Annotated in this window: 22 protein-coding genes; 18 read left to right on the forward strand and 4 right to left on the reverse strand. The window is 31.4% G+C overall.

Features of this window, described 5'->3' with window-relative positions:
• Positions 1-110 precede the first annotated feature (110 nt).
• The 8 genes from FDN13_RS09420 to FDN13_RS09455 all read left to right on the forward strand — a co-directional run bounded on the left by FDN13_RS09420 (position 111) and on the right by FDN13_RS09455 (position 7870).
• Complete coding sequence (locus FDN13_RS09420) at positions 111-1151, forward strand: IS6 family transposase (RefSeq protein ID WP_138979960.1); 1041 nt, start codon at positions 111-113, stop codon at positions 1149-1151.
• Positions 1152-1664: 513 nt separating this feature from the next.
• Positions 1665-1988, forward strand: a complete 324-nt coding sequence (locus FDN13_RS09425) for a PTS lactose/cellobiose transporter subunit IIA (protein WP_138979961.1) — start codon at positions 1665-1667, stop codon at positions 1986-1988.
• A gap of 27 nt (positions 1989-2015) precedes the next feature.
• Positions 2016-2327, forward strand: a complete 312-nt coding sequence (locus tag FDN13_RS09430; RefSeq protein ID WP_138979962.1) for a PTS sugar transporter subunit IIB — start codon at positions 2016-2018, stop codon at positions 2325-2327.
• A 96-nt stretch (positions 2328-2423) separates the two neighbouring features.
• Complete coding sequence (locus FDN13_RS09435) at positions 2424-3761, forward strand: PTS sugar transporter subunit IIC (RefSeq protein WP_138979963.1); 1338 nt, start codon at positions 2424-2426, stop codon at positions 3759-3761.
• Between the two features lie 89 nt (positions 3762-3850).
• A complete protein-coding gene (locus FDN13_RS09440; RefSeq protein ID WP_138979964.1) occupies positions 3851-4129 on the forward strand; it encodes a hypothetical protein in 279 nt (92 codons plus the stop codon).
• 16 nt (positions 4130-4145) lie between these two features.
• A complete protein-coding gene (locus FDN13_RS09445) occupies positions 4146-5003 on the forward strand; it encodes a Cof-type HAD-IIB family hydrolase (protein WP_138979965.1) in 858 nt (285 codons plus the stop codon).
• A 34-nt stretch (positions 5004-5037) separates the two neighbouring features.
• A complete protein-coding gene (locus tag FDN13_RS09450; RefSeq protein WP_138979966.1) occupies positions 5038-6450 on the forward strand; it encodes a glycoside hydrolase family 1 protein in 1413 nt (470 codons plus the stop codon).
• Between the two features lie 73 nt (positions 6451-6523).
• Positions 6524-7870: a 6-phospho-beta-glucosidase gene (locus tag FDN13_RS09455; RefSeq protein ID WP_138979967.1), complete on the forward strand. Its 1347-nt coding sequence runs from the start codon at positions 6524-6526 to the stop codon at positions 7868-7870.
• A gap of 80 nt (positions 7871-7950) precedes the next feature.
• Here FDN13_RS09455 and FDN13_RS09460 read toward each other — a convergent pair whose 3' ends face one another.
• On the reverse strand, positions 7951-8373 hold the full coding sequence (locus FDN13_RS09460) for an Hsp20/alpha crystallin family protein (RefSeq protein WP_138979968.1): 423 nt from the start codon (positions 8371-8373) through the stop codon (positions 7951-7953).
• A 139-nt stretch (positions 8374-8512) separates the two neighbouring features.
• Here FDN13_RS09460 and FDN13_RS09465 point away from each other — a divergent pair, with 139 nt between their 5' ends.
• The 9 genes from FDN13_RS09465 to galE all read left to right on the forward strand — a co-directional run bounded on the left by FDN13_RS09465 (position 8513) and on the right by galE (position 20379).
• Positions 8513-11146, forward strand: coding sequence for a DEAD/DEAH box helicase (locus FDN13_RS09465; protein ID WP_138979969.1), 2634 nt, complete (start codon positions 8513-8515; stop codon positions 11144-11146).
• A gap of 7 nt (positions 11147-11153) precedes the next feature.
• Positions 11154-12761, forward strand: a complete 1608-nt coding sequence (locus tag FDN13_RS09470) for an ATP-dependent helicase (RefSeq protein ID WP_138979970.1) — start codon at positions 11154-11156, stop codon at positions 12759-12761.
• A 276-nt stretch (positions 12762-13037) separates the two neighbouring features.
• On the forward strand, positions 13038-13991 hold the full coding sequence (locus tag FDN13_RS09475; RefSeq protein WP_138979971.1) for a TIGR01212 family radical SAM protein: 954 nt from the start codon (positions 13038-13040) through the stop codon (positions 13989-13991).
• Between the two features lie 169 nt (positions 13992-14160).
• Positions 14161-14844, forward strand: coding sequence for an L-ribulose-5-phosphate 4-epimerase AraD (araD, locus tag FDN13_RS09480; protein WP_138979972.1), 684 nt, complete (start codon positions 14161-14163; stop codon positions 14842-14844).
• 14 nt (positions 14845-14858) lie between these two features.
• Positions 14859-15767: a hypothetical protein gene (locus FDN13_RS09485; RefSeq protein WP_138979973.1), complete on the forward strand. Its 909-nt coding sequence runs from the start codon at positions 14859-14861 to the stop codon at positions 15765-15767.
• Between the two features lie 218 nt (positions 15768-15985).
• Entirely contained in the window at positions 15986-17191 is a 1206-nt protein-coding gene (locus FDN13_RS09490) for an ROK family transcriptional regulator (RefSeq protein ID WP_138979974.1), read from the forward strand.
• Positions 17192-17252: 61 nt separating this feature from the next.
• Positions 17253-18218 (forward strand): galactose-1-phosphate uridylyltransferase, encoded by a 966-nt coding sequence (galT, locus tag FDN13_RS09495; RefSeq protein WP_138979975.1) that lies wholly within the window; start codon positions 17253-17255, stop codon positions 18216-18218.
• 8 nt (positions 18219-18226) lie between these two features.
• On the forward strand, positions 18227-19378 hold the full coding sequence (locus tag FDN13_RS09500) for a galactokinase (protein WP_138979976.1): 1152 nt from the start codon (positions 18227-18229) through the stop codon (positions 19376-19378).
• 11 nt (positions 19379-19389) lie between these two features.
• Positions 19390-20379, forward strand: a complete 990-nt coding sequence (galE, locus tag FDN13_RS09505; protein ID WP_138979977.1) for a UDP-glucose 4-epimerase GalE — start codon at positions 19390-19392, stop codon at positions 20377-20379.
• 37 nt (positions 20380-20416) lie between these two features.
• Here galE and FDN13_RS09510 read toward each other — a convergent pair whose 3' ends face one another.
• Positions 20417-22030, reverse strand: coding sequence for a Na/Pi cotransporter family protein (locus tag FDN13_RS09510; RefSeq protein WP_138979978.1), 1614 nt, complete (start codon positions 22028-22030; stop codon positions 20417-20419).
• 271 nt (positions 22031-22301) lie between these two features.
• On the opposite strand from FDN13_RS09510, the gene FDN13_RS09515 reads away from it, so the two are divergent.
• A complete protein-coding gene (locus FDN13_RS09515) occupies positions 22302-23402 on the forward strand; it encodes a hypothetical protein (RefSeq protein WP_138979979.1) in 1101 nt (366 codons plus the stop codon).
• A gap of 20 nt (positions 23403-23422) precedes the next feature.
• Here the strand turns inward: FDN13_RS09515 and FDN13_RS09520 are convergent, their stop codons facing one another.
• Positions 23423-24253, reverse strand: coding sequence for a methyl-accepting chemotaxis protein (locus FDN13_RS09520; RefSeq protein WP_138979980.1), 831 nt, complete (start codon positions 24251-24253; stop codon positions 23423-23425).
• A gap of 210 nt (positions 24254-24463) precedes the next feature.
• On the reverse strand, positions 24464-25048 hold the full coding sequence (gene rbr / locus FDN13_RS09525; RefSeq protein WP_138979981.1) for a rubrerythrin: 585 nt from the start codon (positions 25046-25048) through the stop codon (positions 24464-24466).
• Positions 25049-25096: the final 48 nt, after the last annotated feature.

Raw genomic sequence — 25096 nt, forward strand, 5'->3', positions numbered from 1 at the left:
TTATATAAGGATAAGTTTTGTTAAGTTATATGATATTTGAATTTCATCTCTCCTTTGAGTTATCTTATATATAGCCAAAAACAAAATACCTCCGAAGGAGAGATGAAATTATGTGCAAGTCATTGAATAAAATTTCATGTCCAAGATGCCATAGTCAAAATCTCTATCGCTTTGGGAAAGACAAAGCAGGTAATCAAAAATATCAATGTAAAGACTGTAGACGTCAGTTTACTCTTGAAGATTATAGGGGCAAGAAAAATCGTGTATTGAGAGGGTATCCTCGTTGTCCTGTTTGTGGTAGAGGTACTTATTTGCACCATGATTATGAGTACTATTCCCATTATACTTGCAACTCTAAAAAATGTGGTCATTCTATTTATGTTGCAAAACCTATTAATATACCCTCTGCATCTTGTGAATTAATTAAAGGAAAGACAGATTTTAAAAGAATGAGATTTCCATTATTTTTAATTCTTACTGCACTTAACCTCTATTATCTAAATGGTTCTTCAACAAGAAGAATATCTCAATTTTTTAAACTAACCTACAATGTCAAATTTTCTCATGTAACTATTGCATCTTGGTGCAAAAAATTTGCTCCAATTTTTCTAAGTATAGCTAATAGACTTACTGAAAATCTTGATTTAAGTGCATCTGATGAATGGCATGCCGACGAAACTGTCGTTTTTATTAATGGTAAAAAACATTATCTTTGGTTAATTATAGATTCAGAAACCAGAATGGTTCTTGGTTTTAATTTATCTCCTTCAAGAGATGCTTCTCAAGCTTTTTCCTTGTTTAAATCTGCAAGTAAGTTTGGATGTCCATCGGCTATTGTGACCGATAGATTAGGCTCATATAATCTTGCTACTAAAACTATTTTTAACACTTCAAAACACATAAAAGTTCAATCATTTAAAGATGATATATCCAACAACTTGCTAGAAGCTTTTAATGATACATTTAAAGACTGGTATAAACGTAAAAGAGGTTTTAAATCATTTGAAAGTGCAAACACTCTAATAGCAATGTTTATTTTCCATTATAATTTTTTAAGACCTCACTATTCTTTAAACAATCTAACTCCTGCACAAGTTGCTGGTATTTTAGTTGATGAAAAAAATATTAATAACTGGCTTCTGTCTGCTTAATTCTCAAATAAACCATATATTCTTAACACACCTACATTTTAAGTTTTAAGTAGGTGCCTTCGGCATGCCTTTTTTTGATAAATCCAGTATTATCAAATTTTATTAATTTAGATTACATAAAAAAACTGTGTAATTTTGTGTAATTATACGTGTAGCTACGCTATTTTTTCATATTTACTTAACACAATCTAAGGATAAGTTTTTATAATATTTAAAACGATTATAATAAATTAAATTTATTAATAAATATTATGAATCTTAATAAAATTTGTTTTTTATATTATACAACATCATTACAACATATTCTATATAGTGTTTTAAATTTATTTTAAAAAACATTATTTAAAACACAAAAGTTTTAAATAATTTGAAACACTACTAAAATACATTGAAACACTGCAAAATATATATTATGATTATTGCGACAATTCAAACAAAAAGAAGAAAATTAGTGTTTTGGCACGGAAGTTGCTTTATATATAAATGACAAGATAATAAAAGGAGTGGTAATTTATGAATATAGAACAAACAGTAATGGAATTGATTATTAGCTCAGGTGAAGCAAGGGCTTATGCCTATGAGGCATTATCAAAAGCAAGAGAAGGCAAGTTTGAAGAGGCTGAAAAACTAATTAGCAAAGCAAATGATGTAATAGATAGGACTCACAATATACAAACTTCTTTATTACAAAAAGAAGCAAGTGGAGAGCATGTGGAAGTATCAATTTTATTTGTACATGCACAGGATCATTTGATGACTGCAATTTCTGAAAAAAATCTTATATGTCAGATAATTGAATTAACAAAGGATATAAATAAATTATTAGCTGAAAAATAAATATATTAATATTTTGGAGGTGTTATTATGATTAAAATTGTATTATTTTGTGCAGCAGGTATGTCAACAAGTGTTTTGGTAACTAAGATGGAAAAAGCTGCAAAAGAAAAAGGGATTGATGTTAAAGTCGAGGCATTTCCAGAATCTCAAATGGAAAAACACTTAGATGGGGTGTCAGTTGTACTGCTTGGACCACAGGTTAGGTTTATGCTACCAAAGGCAAAGCAAATATGTGAACCCTTAGGTATTCCTGTTGATGTTATTGCTCCACAGGATTATGGTATGATGAATGGAGCCAAGGTTTTAGAAAATGCATTGAAATTAATTGGAAAAAAATAAATTTATATAGTTCATGAGAGAGCATGAGATTTAGCTATCATAATAGCTAATAAATTTGTTCCTAAATTATATTTTAATATAAAGGGGGAATTATGTATGGAATCGACGAAGTTTACTGACAGAATGATAACCATGATCATGAAATTTGTCAACACAAAGGCTATTATTGCATTGAAAGACGGAATTATGTACACATTACCTTTAACTATGGTTGGATCTGTATTCCTGCTACTTGCTCAAATCCCATATCAGCCATTTAATGATTTTATGGCAGGAATCTTTGGAAACAACTGGACTGATCCTTTATTCCAAATCTATGGCGTTACTTTTGAAATCATAGCTTTTGCAGCATGTATGGGTATAGCTTATGTTTATACAAAGAATGAAGGATTTGAAGGCTTACCTGCCTCAATAATAGCACTTGTATCATTTTTAGGTCTTAATAATTCTTATGTTACAGTTACAGGAGCAGACAACAAAGCTATAAAAGTAGGAAGCGTTATAGACAAAGCTTGGACAGGCGGTAAAGGTATGGTAACAGCTATAATAGTTGGACTACTAGTAGGGTATGTATATTCATTATTACTTAAAAAGAAAGTTACCATTAAATTGCCTGAAGGTGTTCCACAGGGTGTTGTTAACCAGTTTACAGCTTTAATACCTGCAGCTGTTATATTTACAGGTGTTTTCCTCATATATATTTTCTTTAAGGTTGCACTTAATACTACATTTATTGAATGGATATATAAAGTATTACAAACTCCACTTCAGGGTATGACAGATTCTATAGGAGGAGTAATAATTACTACAGCACTTGTTTCTATTCTTTGGTGGTTTGGTGTTCATGGAGCAGCAATAGTTTTAGGTGTTGTACAAGGTTTATATACTGCAAATGAATTAGCAAACCAGGCTATTATAAATAGTGGTAAGGCTTTAACTATTGCAAATGGAGCTCATATTATGACAAATCAGCTATGGTCCGGTTACGTAGCTATTACAGGTTCAGGATTAACTATAGGTCTTGTAATTGCAATGATTTTTGCAGGTAAGTCAACCCAGTCTAAGACTTTAGGTAAATTAGCTATATGGCCTGCTTTATTCAATATCAATGAGCCTGTTACCTTCGGATTCCCAATAGTTATGAACCCATTTATGTTCCTACCATTTGTTTTAGTACCTGTTGTTTCAGCAGTAGCAACGTATTTTATGGTTAGAATAGGCTTCTTGCATCCTTTTACAGCTGTTGAGCCACCATGGACAACACCTCCAATAATTTATGGATTTATTGTTAATGGATGGAGAGGAGCATTATGGCAGATAGTAGTAATGGCATGGTCTACAGTTGCATACTTCCCATTCTTTAAGAGACAGGATGCACTTAATCTTAAGGCAGAACAAGAAACATTAGAGGCAGAGCAAGGTTTAAGCATGTAATATTTAACTATTAGCCTGGTATTTCATTTAGAAAATACCAGGCTAATAATTGAAATATATAAAAAAATTTGAAATAGGAGTGGCTTAAAATGAAGTTATTTAAGTTAACAGTTAAAGGAAATACACAAGAATTTACTATTGACTATACTGCTTCAACTAATTTTATCAGTTATGTTGATTGTGGGTTTACAGGAACTGAACAGGAAAAGTACGAAAAGTTTTTAAAGGATCTTTCTGAAAACGGAGGCCCGCAGCCTATAAATATAAAAGTAAAGATGACTACACAAACTACAGACAGGGCTTTGGCAAAAAATGATGTTTTGAATATAAAAGACGTAAATGATTTTATCAAAAGATTAGGGAGGTAATTTAAAATATCATCTCATGTATAAGTTAGTATGTATTGATATGGACGGAACGTTATTAAACAGTAAAAGGGAAATTTCTGATATAAATAAGAGTGCCTTAAAAAAAGCTTTTGATATGGGTGTTCACATTGTAATTACTACTGGAAGGATATATCTAAATGCAGAATATTATTCTGATTTAATAGGTATCAAATCCCCTATAATTGCTTCCAATGGAGCTATTATTAAGGAAAAGGGAAGTAATGAGTTTATTTATAAAGCTGTAATACCTAAGGAAATAAATCTCCAAATACTGGAGATATGTAATAAATATAAGCTTTATCCTCGATTTCATACTATAACAGATATTTATTATAGTGATAGCCTTTTTAATTTTATGAATCTAATGTTTTATTTCTCATTTGCTTTAAAAGTTAAGTCAAAGGATCATAGGGTACGAATGCATTATATTAAAAGTAAAAGAAAATGGCATGAAGTTTTTAACTTAAAAAAAGAGGATATAGTTAAGTGTGAAATCTATAGTTTTGATAAGGAAAAAATAAAAAATGTCTATGATGAGCTGAAAAAAATAGGGTCAATTAAAGTTGTACCTGGATTTAACAGCTTAGAAATTACTCGTAAAGATGTATCAAAAGGATCAGCCATAAAATTCTTAGCTGAAAAGTATAAAATAAAAAGAGAAGAAATAGTTGCCATTGGAGATAGTGAAAATGATATTGAAATGATTCAGTATGCAGGATTTGGTGTTGCTATGGGAAATGCAATTAAAGCTGTTAAGGAAAAAGCTAATTATATAACAACATCTAATGACGAGGATGGAGTAGCAAAGGTAATAAATGAATTTATCATTAATTCAGAAGAAAAATATGCATAATACTTTATATAAATAATTGAAAGGAGTAAAAAATATGTATCATAAAAAACTAAAGCCTTTCCCAAAGGATTTTTTATGGGGTGCGTCAACATCAGCTTATCAGGTAGAAGGTGCCTATAATGAAGATGGAAAAGGGATGTCGGTTATAGACATGGGAAAACATCCTGAAGGTACCACGGATTTTAAAGTTGCAAGTGATCATTATCATCATTATAAAGAAGATATTGCATTATTTGCTGAAATGGGTTTTAAAGCATATAGATTTTCAATTGCATGGACAAGAATTTTCCCTGAAGGAACAGGAGAGGTTAATCCAAAGGGGATTGCTTTTTATAATGATTTAATAAATGAATTAATATCACATAATATAGAACCAATTGTAACAATGTATCACTTCGATTTACCTTATGCTTTGCAGCAAAAAGGTGGCTGGTCAAACAGGGAGACAATTGATGCTTTTGAGAATTATGCAAGAACTTTATTCTTGAATTTTGGAGATAGGGTAAAATATTGGCTTACTATAAATGAACAAAATATGATGATTTTGCATGGAGCAGCTATAGGAATAGTTGACAAAAATGTAAAAAATATTGAGAAAGAATTATATCAGCAAAATCATAATATGTTTTTAGCACAGGCAAAAGCAATGAAGTTATGTCATGAATTATGTCCAAATGCAAAAATTGGTCCTGCACCTAATATTTCAGCTATTTATCCTGCAAGTTCAAAACCTGAAGATGTACTTGCAGCTGCAAATCTATCATCAATTCGAAACTGGCTCTATCTTGATATGGCTGTATTTGGAAGATATAATAGCAAAGCCTGGAGTTATTTGGAGGAAAAAGGTTATACACCTGAGATTAAAGATGGTGATATGGAAATTTTAAAGGGTGCAAATCCAGATTTTATAGCATTTAACTATTATTCAACATCAACTGTAGCAGAAAGTAAAAATGATGAATGGGATAAAACATCTATTGGAGATCAGCAAATTGTAATAGGAGAACAGGGAGTTTATCGTGGAGTAAAGAATCCTTATTTAGAAAAAACACAATTTGGATGGGAAATAGATCCTGTGGGCTTTAGAAATACGTTGTGTGAAATGAATGAAAGATATAATCTGCCGTTATTGGTAACTGAAAATGGGTTGGGGGCCTTTGATAAGTTAGAAGAAGGTGATGTAGTAAATGATGATTATCGTATAGATTTTTTGCGAAAACACATCGAACAAGCCCAATTGGCAATTACAGATGGAGTAAAATTAATTGGATACTGTCCATGGTCAGCTATTGACCTTGTAAGTACGCATCAGGGTTTTGCAAAACGCTATGGTTTTATATATGTTAACAGGGATGAATTTGATTTAAAAGATTTACGCCGTATAAGAAAGAAGAGCTTCTATTGGTATAAAAAGGTTATTAGTACTAATGGAGAGGATTTAAAGTAGCATAGCCTACTTTAAAAATTATCTTATGAAAATTGAGAAGGTATATAGGAAAACTTTTGAGGAGTGATAAGGTATGGATGGGATTAAAATTGTAACCATAGGTGGAGGATCAAGCTATACACCTGAACTTGTAGAAGGTTTTATAAAAAGATATGAAGAGCTTCCTGTAAGGGAACTTTGGCTTGTTGACATAGAAGAGGGAAAAGAAAAGTTAGAGATTGTAAGTAACCTTGCAAGAAGAATGGTAAAAAAAGCTGGTGTGCCAATTAATATATATACAACACTAAATAGAAGGGAAGCACTTTCAGGGGCTGATTTTGTAACAACGCAAATAAGAGTAGGTTTACTTGATGCAAGAATAAAAGATGAGAGAATTCCTTTAAGCCATGGATATATAGGTCAGGAAACAAATGGTGCTGGAGGAATGTTTAAAGGGTTAAGGACAATACCTGTAATACTTGATATAGATAAAGATATGGCAGAACTTTGTCCCGATGCATGGCTTATTAATTTTGCAAACCCATCAGGAATGGTTACTGAAGCTGTACTTAGATACGGAAGAAAAAATAAAAAAGTAATAGGACTTTGTAATGTACCAATTGGCATGGAAATGACAATTGCAAAGGGATTAGGTGTTGAGCATAGCAGGATAAGGATTGATTTTGCGGGGCTTAACCATATGGTATTTGGATTAAAAGTTTATCTAGATGGTAAGGATATAACAGAAGAAATAATAAATAGAATGGCTAATGGTGAAATAGGTCCTTCTGTAAAGAACATTAAAGATATTGAGTGGTCAAAGGAATTTGTAAAAGGTTTAGGCGTAATTCCTTGTCCATACCATAGATATTATTTCCAGAAAAAGACTATGCTTGATAATGAATTAGAGGAGTTTTCAAAGGGTGAAACCAGATCAGAGGTTGTAAAACGTCTTGAGGATGAATTGTTTGAATTATATAAAGATCCAAACCTTGAAGTTAAACCACCTCAACTTGAGAAAAGAGGAGGAGCTTATTACAGCGATGCAGCTTGCAGGTTGATAAGTTCAATTTATAATGACAAGAGAGATATACAGCCTGTAAATACTATGAATAATGGAGCTATAGCTGGGATACCTGCAGAATCAGCAGTAGAAGTAAGCTGTGTTATAACAAAGGAAGGTCCAAAACCTATAACAATAGGAGAGCTTCCAGTAGCTGTAAATGGTTTGGTTCAACAAATAAAATCCTTTGAAAGGTTAACTATTGAGGCGGCAATTACAGGAGATTATAATAAGGCTTTGGTTGCAATGACAATTAATCCACTGGTTCAATCTGAGAGAATGGCTAAAGTACTTCTTGATGAATTGTTAGAAGCTCATAAAGATTATTTACCGAATTTTAAGGACTATTTTGAGAAAAAAGATAATAACAATCTTTAAACTAATTAGCGATAGAAGTTGCCACTTCTATAAGTGGTTAGTTTGCGACTACAATAAAAGGCACCCTTTTAAGGTGCCTTTTATTGTATGTTTATTTTCCTTCCACTTTTGTTTTCTTTGTTTATCTTTGGAAGTTCAAGGGTTAAAACTCCATTTTTATATTCTGCCTTTATTTCATCGGTTTTAATGTTAGAAACATCAAAGCTTCTTACGAAGGATCCAAATCTTCTTTCTCTTCTAATGTAGTTATCTTTGTTTTCCTCTCTTTTTTCACTATGCTTTGCTGAAATTGTAAGCCTGTTTCCATCTATGTCTATATCAATGTCTTCTTTGTTAAAACCTGGCAAATCAGCTTCAAGTACAAATTTATCCCCTTTATCTACTATATCGGTTTTAAAGGATGGAAAGTCTAAATTAAAGTTTTGCAGAAAGTTTTTTTCCATATCATTATAAAGGTCAAAGATGTCATTGTTAATTCTTCTAAAGGGAACTAAATCAAACATCTTAACACCTCCAAAATTTTTTCAAAATTATTATTACCAATTTTAAAATTATTATTATAAAACTTACTTTTACATTTCAATTGAAGATAAGGATTTTAAAGATTAAAATTATATTGTAAAACTTTTAAGGGGTGAGTTTATGAAACTGCCTGAACTTAATAATTATGAAAAAAGGATAATTGGTGAAATTAAAATAGATAAAAGAGAACCGACCTTTATGGCTTATCCTGAAAGTATGAGTGATAATCTAAAAGGATATTTAAAAAGCATTGGAATAGAAAAACTTTATTCGCATCAGTATGAGATGTTTGAAAGAGCTAAAAAAGGAGAAAATGTAATAATTACTACTTCAACTGCAAGTGGTAAAACTTTAAGCTTTTTACTTCCAGTTATTGAGGAAATATTAAGGGATAAAAGTACAAGAGCACTTTTTATATATCCGACTAAGGCACTTGCTCATGATCAGTTTAGGAATTTTATATCAGCTATTGAATATTTTGGAGAGGAAAACATTCAATGTGGAATTTATGATGGTGATACTCCTCCTAATGAGAGATCAAGGATTAGAAAAAATGCAAATATAATATTGACCAATCCTGAGATGATAAACTCTGCTTTTTTGCCTAATCATAGCATATATGGATTTAATCACATATTTTCACGCCTTAAGTTTGTAGTAATAGATGAGCTCCATGTATATAGGGGAGCCTTTGGATCACATATGGCAAACGTTATCAGAAGGTTAAATAGGATATGTAAATACTATAAGTCAAATCCTCAATTTCTTTTTAGCTCTGCAACAATTGCAAATCCTATTGAGCATGCAGAGAATATTAGTGGAAAAAAGTTTTCACATATTTATAAAGATGGTTCACCTGGGAGCCAAAAGACAATTTATATATGGCAGCCTCCTTTTTTAAGAGATACTGAATATAGGAAAACTCCTGAAGAGGAAGCATCAGAATTTATACCTGACCTTATACAGTCAGGCAGAAGGTTTATAACTTTTTGCAAAAGCAGAAGGGAAGTAGAAGTAGTTCTTAAAGAGTCAAGGGATAGGCTTTCAAATATAGAAGGAATGCCAAGTCTTTCAAAGGATTTATCTGACAGGATATCAGGATATAGAGGAGGATACACTCCACAGGAAAGAAAGGAGATAGAAAAGAGGCTATCATCAGGTCTTATAAATGGAGTTATTGCAACTAATGCATTGGAGCTTGGAATTGACATAGGAAGCCTTGAAATAGCAATATCCTGCGGTTTTCCTGGTACTAAAGCATCATTTTGGCAACAGGTTGGAAGAGCTGGTAGAAAAGGTGACGGTGCTGTTGGGATACTTATTCTCGATGTTTCTCCAATTGATCAATATATTGCAATAAACAGCGATTATCTTATTAAAACTGGAATTGAAAATGCTGTTATTGATAAAGATAATCTCTTTGTTCAGCTTGCACATGTTAGAGCTGCAGCTGCAGAGCTTCCTTTATCTTTGGATGATGCTTCTGTTTTCCCAGATATAGGAGAGATAATACCAGTCTTATTAAAGGCTGGAGAAATTAAAAATGATGGTGGAGTATTTACATGGATAGGTAAGGAATTTCCAGCTGGGGATTTTAATTTAAGGAATATATCAAGCAGTATTTATAAAGTTATAAATAAACAAAATGGAACTATGCTTACTGAAATGGATGAGTATCAGGCATTCCATGAGGTGTATCCTAAAGCTATATATATACATGATGGAATGCAGTATCTTGTTGAAAGCCTTGATTTAACGAATAGGATTGCACAGGTTATACCTGTTGATATGAACTATTTTACTGTTCCTTTTACTGAGACTTCTGTAAGTATTATTAAGGAGTTTAAAAGCAAAAATATAAATAGAACTAATGTGACCTTTGGGGATGTAAATATAAAGGAGTCAGTTCCAGCCTATAAGATGATACAATTTCACAACAGACAAAATCTTGGATTTGAGCCTATATTTCAAAACCTATTTACACAACTTGAAACAGAAGGTATGTGGTATCTTATTCCAGAGGATGTTGATAGCATAATAAATTCATATACGGAATTTAACTATTATAGCGGCATAAAACATGCCCTTTTAACTGCAGCAAAGATGAGAACTATGGCAACATCGGAAGATATAGGAGGAACAGTTTTTAATACTGTAGAAAAGGATGGAGAAGTAAAAAGAGCTTTTATAATACTCTATGATTTATATCCAGGAGGGCTTGGATTTACTGAAAAGGCCTTTGATTTTGCAGAGGATATTTTAAATGATTCTATAAACCTTGTTAAAAATTGCAGGTGCCATGATGGATGTCCGGCTTGTGTTGGGGATTATCATCTTGATAAAAAACTTGTTCTTTGGGCATTAGAAGGAATGGTTAAAAAGAATGAAATAAGTTTTAAAGTTAAAGAAAAGAGTAAAAACATATCCTATATTGAAGAAAAAAATTTTAACTTAGAAGATTTGCCAGAGAAATGGAGTGAATTTATTTCTTTTTTAAATAAGAGAAGTGAAGCCTTTGTACCCTTCTTTTCAATTGTTAAATCTGTTTTAGTATCAGGAGATGTTTTAATACTTAATGTAAATGGAAGCTTTTTTAGGGATTGGATAATGGACAGCGTTAATAAAGATAAAATAGAAAACATAATAAAACGTTATGTGAATGTTCCAAGAGGGTTTAAAATAGATGTTAAAGCAGATGTATCGCTTGATATAATGGATAAAATAATGAGAAGATATGATGATCTAACTAAGTAGGTGGATTATGAAGGAAAGATATATTAAAGAATTTGAAAAGCTTAATGAATATCAAAGGCAGGCTGTTTTAAGCAACGATAAATATGTTCTATTGAATGCAGTTGTAGGGAGCGGTAAAACAACGGTGCTTGTGAATAAAATATTATATTTGCATTTTGTGCTAAACGTTCCCATTGAAGATATAATTGTGCTTACCTTTACTAACAAAGCAGCTGATGAGATATTAGGGAGAATATTTGAGTATGAGAGGGACGTATATAGCAAAGCAAAATACTTTGGCACATTTCATTCAGTTGCAAGGACTATACTAAATGAAAGCAGCAAACTTGAAAGTATAGGTTATAAAAAGGGATTTGAAATAATAGATAATGCTCATGCTTTTAATATATTAACTTCTATAATTGAAAGCAAAAATCTAAATATAAAATACAAGTCAAAACTTGTAAAGAGAATTGAGGAATTTAAAAAAGGCCAGAAACTCTTTGGAATTATGAAAAAGGATGATGATATAGAAAAGCTATACAAAATATATTACGATGAAAAGATTAAAAATAACCTTATGGATTTTGATGATATAATTGAAAACTGCATAAAAGTCCTTGATTGTCCTTTAAATCCATATTATATTATTATAGATGAATTTCAAGATACAGATATTAAGCAATTGGAGCTTATAAGAAAAATTGCAGGATATAATACTCATATATTTGCAATTGGAGATGAGAATCAAATAATATATTCCTTTAGAACAGGAACAAATAAAATATTTGAAAAATACAGGGAGTTCTATAGTCCAAAGGAGTATTCACTGCCTATAAATTACCGCTCAACTCGTACTATAGTTGAGGCTGCAAAACTATTTATAAATAAAGGAAAAATAGATGCGGTTTCAGATTATGGAAACCCTATAGTAGTTAAAAGGCACTATGATTCATTTAATGAGGCTTTACATGTTGCAAGAAAGATTAAAGAGCTTAATGAAAAAGGAATAGATTATGGTGATATTGCTGTTTTATATAGACGTACTGCTCAAGCTGAAGTTCTTATAGATGCTTTTAAAAAAGAAGGAATATCCTATAAAATAGTTTTTAAAGGTGAGAACATATTTGAATGTAGCGACGAAGAAAAGGATAAAGGCTCATTTGTTAACCTTATGACACTTCATTCGTCAAAGGGACTGGAATTTTCTTATGTTTTTATAATAGGGGCTAATATGGGGAACATGCCTATATCTTCAAAGAGAGGAGTTGAAGAAGAGGAAGCAAGGCTTTTTTTCGTAGGTATAACAAGAGCTAAAAAATATCTTGAAATATCTTATGTAACAAAACCAAACCTTCAAGGAGCTCTTCCCTTTGAGAGCCCATATATATCCATGATACCATCAAAACTTGTTGTTAAAGAAGATGATGTAAAAAATAATACTCTTTCAGATCTTTATGATAAATTAAGGGAAGAGAGGGAGAATAATAGGGAAAAGGAAGTTAAAAAAGTTATACATGAAAGATACGGAGAAGGTATATTGATATATGAAGATGATAATATTATAAAGGCATCTTTTGAAGGATATGGAGAAAAGGAATTTTCAAAGCTATTTTGCCCTCTTAAATTTAAATAGCAAAAAAGCAAAATAGCCGGTGAATCCGGCTTTGCTTCTATAAAAATAGAGGGGGATAGAATATGTTTAACTTTATAATATCAGCTTTTTATGAAGAATATATTTTAAAATTATTAATAAATTGTGAAGAAAAAAATTAGCCGGAAGACCGGCTTTTTATCTATTAAAGGGGGAAATTATGAAGTTTGTAATATAATATTAACAGTAGAATATTAATAATGAATTTATATTTAGTAAACATTATGTTAATTAGTAAAGATATTAGGAAGTGATATAATGGCGAAAATATGGGGAGATAAAAGATATAATTCTTTAAATTATTATTTAAGGCAGAAATTTAAGGATAAGGTATTTAAGATATCCCTTGATGCTGGTTTTTCATGCCCAAATAGGGATGGAACATTGTCAAGGGGAGGGTGCATATTTTGTAGTGAGCGCGGTTCAGGAGATTTTACAGGAAAGAGCAGGAATTTAGTTAAGCAGTTTTATGAAGTAAAAGAAATGATGAATAAAAAGTGGAAAAGTGGGAAGTACATAGCATATTTTCAGGCTTATACTAATACTTATGCTCCTGTAGATGTTTTAAGAGAAAAATACTATAGTATATTAAGCCTTGAAGATGTAGTTGGAATTGCTATTGCAACAAGACCTGACTGCCTTCAAGATGATGTGCTAAATCTTTTATCTGAAATAAATCAAAAAACCTATCTTTGGGTTGAGCTTGGGCTTCAAACAATAAATGAAAAGACAGCAGAGGTTATCAATAGAGGTTATGGGCTTGAGACTTACATAAAAGCTGTAAATGAACTCAAAAAAAGAGGTATTGAAGTTGTTACCCATGTTATATTTGGCCTTATAGGTGAAAACAAAAAGGACATGATAAATACTGTTGAATTTGTTGCTAATACTAAAACTCAAGGCATTAAAATACATCTTCTTCACTTAATGAAAGGAACAAGGCTTGTAGATTATTATAACAGAGGAGAGTTAAGGTTTTTATCCTTTGATGAATATGTAGATTTAGTTACAGATTCAATAAATATTTTACCTGAAGATATGGTAATTCACAGATTGACAGGTGACAGCCCAAGGGAACTTTTGATTGGGCCTATGTGGAGCCTTAAGAAATGGGAAGTTTTAAACGAAATAGATAGAAGATTAAAAGAAAAAGATATATGGCAGGGCAAGGGGTATGCTGAAAATTATGAAATATCAAAGCTTTTTATATAGTAAAACTTAATGGAAACTTTTGATTTATGAAGAAAATAAGATAAAAGCCCTATAATATTCCATAATAAACCGAACTATTAATTATAAAAAGGGTTTAATGATAGAATATAAATGTATATAATATAAATATGTAAAATTTTTATGAACAAAAATAGGGTGGGAAGAATTTATGCTTGAAAAACTAAAAGAAGAAGTATTAGAAGCAAATCTTGAGCTACCAAAAAGGGGACTTGTAAATCATACCTGGGGAAATGTTAGTGGAATTGATAGAGAAAAAGGACTTGTGGTAATAAAGCCGAGCGGGGTTCCATATAATGAGCTTAATATTGAAAGCCTTGTAGTTCTTGATTATGATGGAAATGTGATAGAAGGAAATTTAAAGCCTTCAAGTGATGCTATGACTCATCTGGTACTTTATAAGGCTTTTAAAGAAATAGGAGGGATAGTGCATACCCATTCACCATGGGCTACATCCTGGGCTCAGGCGTGTAAAAGCATTCCTCCACTTGGTGCAGCACATGCAGAGTATTTTTATGGTAACATACCCTGTACAAGAAAATTAAATGAAAAAGAAATAAAAGGTGATTATGCAGCTGAAACTGGGAGAGTTATTGTAGAAACTCTAAGTGGTGTAAACCCGCTTTATATGCCAGCAGTTCTTGTTAGTAACCACGGACCCTTTACCTGGGGAAAAACTCCAATGGATGCAGTAAATATGGCAGACGTGCTTGAAGTTGTTGCAATGGCAGCCTATAGAACCTATACGTTGACTCCTGCAATAAGACCTATTGATACAGTTCTTATTGAAACAAATTTCGCTAAAAAGCATGAGAATTTTCAAAAAAGCCTTTGATATGGGGGATGGTTATGGGAGAGATTTTGATTAAGGAAGTAAGTTATAAAAACTATGGAAAATGCTTAGAAATTTCAAATGGAAGTATTGATGCTCTGGTTACTGTTGATTGTGGGCCAAGGATAATAAGATTTGGATTTATAGGAGAAGAAAATGAGTTTTGTGATGAGGCACCTGTTGAAATTGACTTTGAAGATGATAAATTCTATTTAAGAGGAGGCCATAGGCTATGGCATAGTCCAGAAAATATGCCAAGAACTTATATGCCGGATAACAAGCCTTTAAAATGGGAAAGAATTGAAAATGGAATAAGGGTAAGCCAGGATGTAGAACCACATGTACAGATGAAAAAGGAGCTTGAGATAACATTAGATGGCAAAAAAAACAAACTAAAGGTTGTTCACCACTTGATTAATAAAAATGCGTGGGCAATAAAGGTTTCAGCATGGGCATTAACTATTATGGCACCAGGAGGGCTTGAAGTTATACCACAGCCCAAAAGTGATACAGGACTTTTACCAAATAGAAATATTTCTATTTGGTCCTATACAAAGATGAACGATCCGAGGGTTTATTTTGGTGAAAAATATATTACATTAACTCAAAATCCAAGTATGAAAGCTGCATTTAAAATAGGTATTAATAACGAAGATGGTTGGGCAGCATATTTTAATCATAACAATTTATTTATAAAACGTTTTGAGCATTTTAAGGATAGAAACTATCCAGACTATGGGGTATCTTATGAAACTTATACTACAGATTATATGCTTGAGATGGAAACACTTTCTCCTTTGACTGTGCTTGAACCTGATGAGGAAATAGTACATATTGAAGAATGGGAACTTATAAAATCAGTGGTAAGACCTAATGGAAAAGATGAATATGAAATAGAGAGAGTATTGAAAGAGTATATAGGATAAATAGACTAACCCATATAATTCTAAATTAATCTTATACCAATTTAGAATTATATGGGTTAAATTTATTAGTGTTTTTAAAACATAATTTAATTTATAAAATAAGTAATAAAAATTACAAAAAATATTTTAAAAATATGTGGTAAAATGGTATAATTGAGGTAGAAAATAATATATATTTTAAATATATAATTTATTGAATAAATAAAGTTGGTGAAAAGATGGAGTTTCATACTGCAAGAAAAAACTTAATTAAAGAAATAAATAAGACTGCAATACTTAAGATTATCAGGGAAAAGGAGCCAATTTCAAGGGCTGACATATCAAAGATAACAGGGCTAAATCCTGCAACTGTTACAAACAATGTAAACATACTTCTTGAGGAAAAGATTGTATTAGAAAGAGGAATAGGGGATTCCTCAGGCGGAAGAAAACCTATACTCCTTGAGTTAAATAAAGATGCTTTTTATGCAATAGGAGTTGATATGGGAATTAAAAGTGTTAGAGCTGCTATAAGTAATCTTAATGGAAAGATTATAAGAAAAATAGAATTACAGTACGAATCTTTAGATGAAAAAAATGTTATTGATTCTACTAAAAAGGTAATCCAAATATTAATTGCGGAGTTTGATATATTAAAGGATTTAATTCTTGGAATAGGTATTGGAGTACATGGAATAGTAAATCCAATAGAAGGGGTATCATTATATGCACCAAATTTTAACTGGGAAAATCTAAATATAAAAAGTATAATAGAAAATCAATTTGATCTTCCAGTTTTTATAGACAATGATGTTAGAGTTATGGCCCTTGGAGAAAAGTGGTTTGGAGCTGCAAAGTCTGTTAGGGACTTTGTGTTTATCAACGTTGGGAGTGGTATAGGTGCAGCGATATTTATAAATGATAAGCTTTATAGAGGAAGCCTATTTGGGGCAGGTGAGATTGGACATATTAGCATAGTTGAAAATGGCCCAAGATGTAGCTGTGGGAACTTTGGATGTCTTGAGGTTATGGCCTCTGGCACAGCTCTTGAGAAAAAAATTATATCAGATATAAACCTTGGAAAGGAAAGTATAATTTTAAACCTTGTAAACGAAGATTTATCAAAGATTACAGGTGAAATAATATATGAAGCTGCAAAGATGGGTGATAGGCTTGCAATAAACACTTTTTATGATATTGGAAGTTATTTAGGGCTTGCAGTATCAAATCTTATTAATATATTAAATCCTGAAATGATAATAATAGGTGGAGGAGTTGCATTAGCCGGGGATTTTATATTAAAGCCTTTACGAAATATAACATATAAAAAATCAATGAAGCATCTATCTCAAAAGACTACAATACTTTCATCATATCTTAAGGAGGACTGTGGAGTTATTGGTGCAGCAACTTTAGTATTTGATGATTTTTTTAATGTAATTTGAGTATAAAATTTTTTTAATATTTTATGAAACAAAAGAAAGTAAATTTTTGGGAGGAATTAGTATGTCGGAGTTAAGGTGGAATCCACTTTTAAGAACATGGACAATGGTGGCTTCAAATAGGCAACAAAGGCCTCTTATGCCAAAGGATTGGTGTCCTTTTTGCCCAGGCTCTGGTAAAGTTCCAGAGGATTATGATGTTTACTGCTATAATAATGATTTTCCTGCATTAACGTTAAACCCTGATGAACCTGATATTGAAGGTAGCGAACTTTATAAGGTGGCTAAAAATTATGGTAAGTGTGAGGTTATACTGTATTCTCCTGAGCATAATAAGACTTTACCTTCCCTTTCGGTAGAGCACATAATAAAGCTTATAAATCTTTGGACAGAAAGGTTTAGAGAGCTTTCAAAGGATGATAAGATAAAATACATATTTGAGTTTGAAAACAGGGGAGAAGAAGTTGGAGTTACGATGCCCCATCCTCATGGACAGCTTTATGCATATTCCTTTTTGCCTCTTAAGATAAAAACAGAACTTGACAGCTGTAAGGATTATTACAATGAAAAAAGAAGATGTATGATTTGCGATATGAATAGGGAGGAGAAAGAGTTTAAAAAAAGAATTATAGCTGAAAACGATAGCTTTATTTCTTATATCCCCTTTTTTACAGATTATCCCTATGGAGTGTTTATAGTAAGTAAAAGTCATAAAGGAAATTTTACAGAGTTTGATGAAAAGGAAAAAGAAGATCTTGCTATGATGTTAAAGGGGGTAACAAGTGCCTTTGATAAATTGTTTGACAGGCTTTTTCCTTATATGATGTGCATACATCAAACTCCAGTAAACTGTAAAGAGTATGAGGACTCAAAGGATTATTATCATTTTCATATAGAATTTTATCCACCTTTACGGGATAAAAATAAAATAAAATTCTATGCTTCATCAGAAATGGGAGCTTGGGCTGCATGTAACCCACTTTCTGTTGAAGAAACTGCAAAACTTTTAAGAGATGTTTATGAAAGGTAGGTATTATTATGAATATTGAGCATTTAAAAAATAAATTTTATGAATATTATGGAGAAAAAGATAATATACTTTGCTTTTTTTCGCCTGGAAGGGTAAACTTGATAGGTGAGCATATAGATTATAATGGTGGATATGTATTTCCAGGAGCTTTAACCCTTGGAATATATGCTGTAATAAGATATAGAAGTGATGACATAGTAAATTTAAAATCTTTAAATGCTAAGGAAACTGTTACTTTTAAGCTTGATGATATTGAGTATAAAAAGGAGGATGGATGGGGTAATTATCCAAAGGGTGTTATAAAATATCTTTTAAGGGATTACTCACTAAAAGGATGTGATATTCTTTACTTTGGAGATTTACCTGATGGTGCAGGGCTCTCATCTTCAGCTGCTATAGAGGTTTTAACAGCATATATGATGCTCTATCCAATTTTAAAGCATGATATTGATAGGGTGGAACTTTCATTAATGTGTCAAAAGGTTGAAAATAATTTCATTAAAGTAAACTGTGGGATTATGGATCAATTCTCTGTTGCCATGGGAAAGAAAAACAATGCTATACTTCTTGATTGTAACACATTAAAATACGAGTATGTTCCTTTTGAGCTTAAAAATTATAGCCTTGTTATAATGAATACCAATAAAAAAAGGGAACTTGCTGATTCTAAATACAATGAAAGAAGGACAGAGTGTGAAAAAAGCCTTGAAATTATTAAAAATTATAAAAAGGTTTCAAACCTTTGTGAAGCAAAAATAGATGATGTTTATAATTGCATAAAAGATGAAACATTAATTAAAAGGGCAAGACATGTTATAAGTGAAAATGAGAGAGTTGTAAAGGCAGTTGAAGTTTTAAATAAAGGGGATATCTTGTCTTTTGGCAAATTGATGAATGGATCCCATAAATCTTTAAAGGAAGATTATGAAGTTACAGGACTTCACCTTGATACTATTGTTGAGGCTGCGCAAAATGCTAAAGGATGTATAGGAGCAAGGATGACAGGAGCAGGCTTTGGAGGTTGTGCAATAGCTATAGTTGAAAGTGAATATATAGAGGAGTTTAAAGATATTGTAGCTAATCATTATAAAAATAAGACAGGAATTAGTCCAAGCTTTTATACTAGTGTGATTGGAGATGGGGTTAAATTTTTAGGATAAGGAGTGATAATATGAATGTTCTTGTTACAGGAGGGGCAGGATATATAGGCTCTCATACAGTAAGGCTTCTTCAAAGGATGGGCAAAAATGTTATAGTATATGATAACCTTTCAACAGGTCACAGGAATGCTGTAAAACAGGGAATATTTGTTGAGGGAGACATTTTTGATAGTGAGCTTTTAAAGGATACTATTAGAAGGTATTCAATTGATTCTGTAGTTCACTTTGCAGCTTTTAGCCTTGTTGGAGAGTCTATGGAAAAACCAGAAAAATACTATAAAAACAACGTTATGGGGACACTTAATTTGCTTGAAGCTATGTTATCTTGCAATGTAAAAAAACTTGTATTTTCCTCAACAGCGGCTGTTTACGGTGAACCAGAGCAAATCCCTATAACAGAGGATATTACAAAGAACCCTACTAATGTTTATGGAAAGACTAAGCTAATTATGGAAAATGCAATGGAGGATTATTCAAAAATATTAGGACTAAAATATATAGCTTTAAGATATTTTAATGCCTGTGGTGCAGATGAGGATGGAGATATTGGAGAGGATCATAATCCTGAAAGCCACCTTATACCACTGATTCTTAAAACTTGCCTTGGGTTAAGAGATAGTATAAAGATATATGGAGATGATTATCCAACTTCTGATGGAACTTGCGTTAGAGATTATATACATGTGAATGATTTAGCATTAGCACATTATCTTGCTCTTGAAGCCCTTTATGATGGCAAGGATTCAAATGTATATAATCTTGGAAATGGAAGCGGATTTACAGTAAAGGAAGTTATAAATTCTGCTGAAAAGGTTACGGGGATATCTATAAAGAAAGAAGTAATAGGAAGAAGGGAAGGAGATCCGGCAATACTAATTGCAAGCTCTAAAAAAATAGAAAAAGATCTTAATTGGAAGCCTAAGTACACGAATATTGAAGACATAATCGAGAGTGCATGGAAGTGGCATAAAGCATATCCTAATGGGTATGAGGATAAATAAAAAATTCCGTAGGGTTTTCTCTACGGAATTTTTTCTATCATACACCTTTATAATCGAGAACCATTTGAGCTATATTTGTTGAGTGGTCTCCTACCCTTTCAAGATTGCTTATAATATCAAGAAATACTGTACCACTTGCAGGATAGCATATACCTTTGTTTAATCTATCAATATGCTCTTTTCTAAGCCTTTTTTCCATACTGTCAATTTCAACTTCTGATTTTAAAACTTTTTCTGCTACTTCAAAATCGAAGTTTTCAAGAGCTTTTATGCTTAAGTCTATTGTAGACTTTACAGTACTAACCATAGTCTTTAGCTGCTCAATTGCTGTATCAGAGAAAGAAAGCTTTTTAGACATTCTATACTCAGCAAATTCAGAGAGATTATCAGCATGATCGCCTATTCTTTCAATATCATTTACAACATGGAAAAGAGAACTTATAATGCTTGACTGATAATCTGATAAAGGAGCCTTTGACAAGGAAACCATAAAGGATGTAATTTCCCTATCAAGAAAATTAATAATCTCCTCAATCTCCTGTACCTGTGATATTTTCCTTTCATCTTCGTTTACAAATGCTTCAAAAGCCCTTTCAATGTTTTCTGAAGCAAGATTTCCCATTCTAACAAGCTCTTTTATAACTTGCCCAACAGCAATAGATGGAGTTTCAAGAAGCCTTGAATCGAGATATTTAAGAGTCATTACATCTTCTTTTTCATCTTTTCCTGGAACAAGTTTATTAACAAATTTTACAAGAAGGGCTATAAATGGAGCCTGTATTATTGTGTTTGTTACATTAAAGAGTGTATGTGCATTTGCAATCTGTCTTTTTATATCCCCACCAAATTGAGGAACAACTAATAAAACAATTTTAAATAGAGACATAAATATTATTGTTCCAATAACATTAAATGTTAAATGAATTAAAGCAGCTCTTCTTGCGTTTTTATTTGTTCCAATACTTGCAAGAAGGGCAGTTGCGCATGTACCAATGTTGTCACCAAAAAGTATTGGGAGGGCAACGCTAAGAGGAAGAGCGTTAATCCCTGCAAGGGTTTGAAGTATACCGATTGTTGCACTGCTGCTTTGAACTGTTGCTGTCATTCCGAGCCCTACAACAACTCCCATTAAAGGATGTTTTCCAAGGGTTAGAATAAGGTTTCTAAAACCTTCATTATGGCTCAATGGTTTCATAGAGCTTTCCATTATTGACATACCAACAAATAGAATTCCAAAGCCTAAAACTATTTCTCCTAAATCTCTATTCTTTTTCTTTTTTGAAAATATAACCATTGCAGCGCCAATGGCAAGAATAAGTGGAGCAACATCTGTTAGTTTAAAGGCTATAAGCTGTGCAGTCATTGTAGTACCTATGTTAGCACCCATTATAATTCCTGCAGCCTGATATAGATTCATAAGTCCAGCATTTACAAATCCAACAGTCATAACAGTAGTAGCACTTGAACTTTGGATTATTGCTGTAACACCTGCTCCAGCAAGTATAGCTAAAACTCTGTTACTTGTTATAGTTTCTAATATCTTTTTTAATTTTTCCCCTGCTGCCTTTTGAAGTCCGTCTCCCATAAGTTTCATTCCATAGACAAAAAGACCAAGTCCTCCTAAAAGAAGAAAAATCATTTTGTAATTCATAAAATTCCTCCATATCCTTGCGTTAATATAATTACACAATAGTTAATTATATTATATTAATGTTAAATCTGTGTTAAAAAATAAATTTTAATGTAGATTTTTTATATTAAATTTAGGGAAATTTGTAGATTAATAATATTTAATGAAATATAAGGAATATTTTTCTAAAACAAACAACATATTTTATTATAATAAAAATATTATTAAATATATAGTGGAGCATTATTCTAAAATTATTTTATCTGAAACAGAATTTTAATGGGGGATGAATATGAAAAGATGGGGAGAAAGTAAATTTAAAAGAAAAAATACTATAGTTTATCTAATAAAGTTTTACATAAGGTTTTTATTATTTATTTTCATGTTAACATTTATAGTAATCATAATAAATAAGCCCAAGACTCCTAAGGAACAAAAAAATATTAAAATAAATAAAATAGAAAGAAGTGTTGCCTATAAAAGGGCTTTATCAATTATAAACTATGTTTGGGAGTACAATTATCTTAAGAACGGAATTAATGGAAATAAAGATATTCAGCTTCCCAATTATTTGAAAGGTAAGATTACAATAAAGACCTGTGGCATACCCTATTGCTGGGGAGGATATTTTTCTCTTGATTGTAGCAATTCAAAGGATGTAAAAAATTTTCAAGAAGCTATTGATAGAGGCTATTCGGCAGGGAATATTATATGTTCAGGAGAGTATAAAAATTTTACAGCAGGGCTTGATTGTTCAGGGTTTGTAAGTGCAGTTTATAATTTGCCTGAAAAGTGTTCAACAAATACTATGAAGTATTATTTTGCATCAATTGATATAAAAGATTTAAAACCCATGGATATATTCAATAGTGAAAATAACCATACTTTTATATACATAAGGGAAAGTAGCGATAAAAAGGGTATTATAACTATGGAAGCTACAACAGGTAAAAATAGTAGGGATAAAACTGTTATAGGTTATAGAAGTTACGATGAAATAAAAAATGCTATAAACAATAAAATGTATGTTCCAATGAGATATAAGGGTATAATTGATGATAATATAGAGCTTTTTAAGGATATTAATGAATTCAATGATACACTTACATTTGCTGTTTTGTCAAAGGAATTTATAAATGGATATATAGAATATGCAGAGGATATTGATTATTTTTATATTGAGAATAATGAAGACAGAATCATTAATGTTAATGTAAAGAGCCTTCCAGATTTTTGCAATATAGCTGTTTTAGATGATAGAGGAAAAGAGATAAAAGTCTTAAATAAAGGTAATTACAATATAAATGTTAAAAAAGGAAAAGTATATATTAAAATAAGTAGCAATGATTTTAAATTTAGTAGCAATGAAGGATATGAAATTTATATATATTAAAATACCGGTTGCCCGGTATTTTAATATTTTGATGCAATATCTTTAAGTATTTCTGCATTTGATGTTAGTTTTTGTATAAAGGCGTTAATCTCTTCAAGTGCATTTGCTTGATTTATAAATACGTCATTTGTTTTATTTATTTTATTAGTTATGCTTGAAATTGATTGATTTATATTTTTTAGTATGTTACTTATTTCTTTTACTGATTCGCTACTTGATTTTGAAAGTTTTCTTATTTCTTGTGCAACAACTGTAAAGCCTCTTCCGGTTTCTCCCGCCCTTGCAGCTTCTATTGCTGCATTAAGCCCAAGCAGATTTGTCTGCTCTGCAATAGTTTTAACAAAATTCAAAACTTCATCAGTTTTTTGTGCTTCGTTAGATGCCTCTAAGGCACTTTTTTCAATTTCTTCTGTAGAGGATACTATTTCCTGTATAGAAGAGGATATATTGTTAATAGTTGTAGATATTTGTTGAAGTGCACTTGAGAGGCTTTGGGACATATTCATAATATCATAGTATTTACTTGTACTTTTTACCAGTGCAAAACATCCTATTATGTCTCCGGTTTCATCTTTTAAAGGGACAGATATTGATTTGACTTCTGTACCAAATACTTCCTTAGGGATAAGTTTTGAATAGGGCTTACCATTTTTTATTGCAATATAATCTGAACCGTCCTTACTAATTAAATCTCCAACATTCACTTTAAGATTGAACTTTTCAAGTCCATACAGATATATGTACTTTTCTGTATCACAAATTGAAAAGGCTACCTCCTCATCAAAAAATGCTGTAAGAAAAGGTATTATATTTATACAGGATTTTAATAACTCATTTGTAATCTGTTCCATAAAAAGCCCTCCATCTACAAATTTATATAAATATAATATCATAAAAATTGACAAAAAGGTAATAAAATTGTTTAATAAAGATGTCAATGAAAAAATTGTATTTAAAATTTGAAATTTATTCACGGGCTATTGCAAAGTTCCTAAAACAAAAAGGGTTTGTCTACAATATGAGTTTTAGGGTAGATATCTACCCTAAAACTCATATTGCTATTAATAGTTTTCAACAAACAATTCAAAGTATCCTTGGGGATGTTTGCAGGCTGGACATGATTGAGGAGCTTCTTCACCTTCGTATATGTATCCACAGTTATCGCATTTCCATTTAACAGTTTTATTCTTTTTAAATACTTCGCCATTTTTTATATTATCAAGAAGTTTTCTATATCTTGTTTCATGATGTTTTTCAACTTCGGCTATTTTTTTAAATGTAGTTGCTATTTCTAAAAAGCCTTCTTCTTCTGCAACTTTTGCAAATTCAGGATATATATCGGACCATTCTTCTTTTTCACCATTAGCAGCATAAAGAAGGTTTGACTCAGTATTACTAAGACCTACAGGATAGCCAGCAGATATGGTAACAGCCTCACCTTCAAAACTTTCATTTAGAAACTTGAAAAAAATTTTGGCATGTTCTTTTTCATTTTCTGCTGTTTCTAAAAACAAATTAGATATTTGAATGTATCCTTCCTTTTTAGCTGCTGAAGCATAGAATGTGTACCTGTTTCTTGCTTGTGATTCACCAGCGAAGGCCTTCATTAAGTTTTCTGCAGTTTTAGTACCTTTTAAAGATTTCATTAAAAACACCTCCATTAATATTTACTATATATTAACATAAATCCTAAA

This window comes from Caloramator sp. E03, assembly GCF_006016075.1.
Taxonomy (GTDB): Bacteria; Bacillota; Clostridia; order Clostridiales; family Caloramatoraceae; genus Caloramator_B.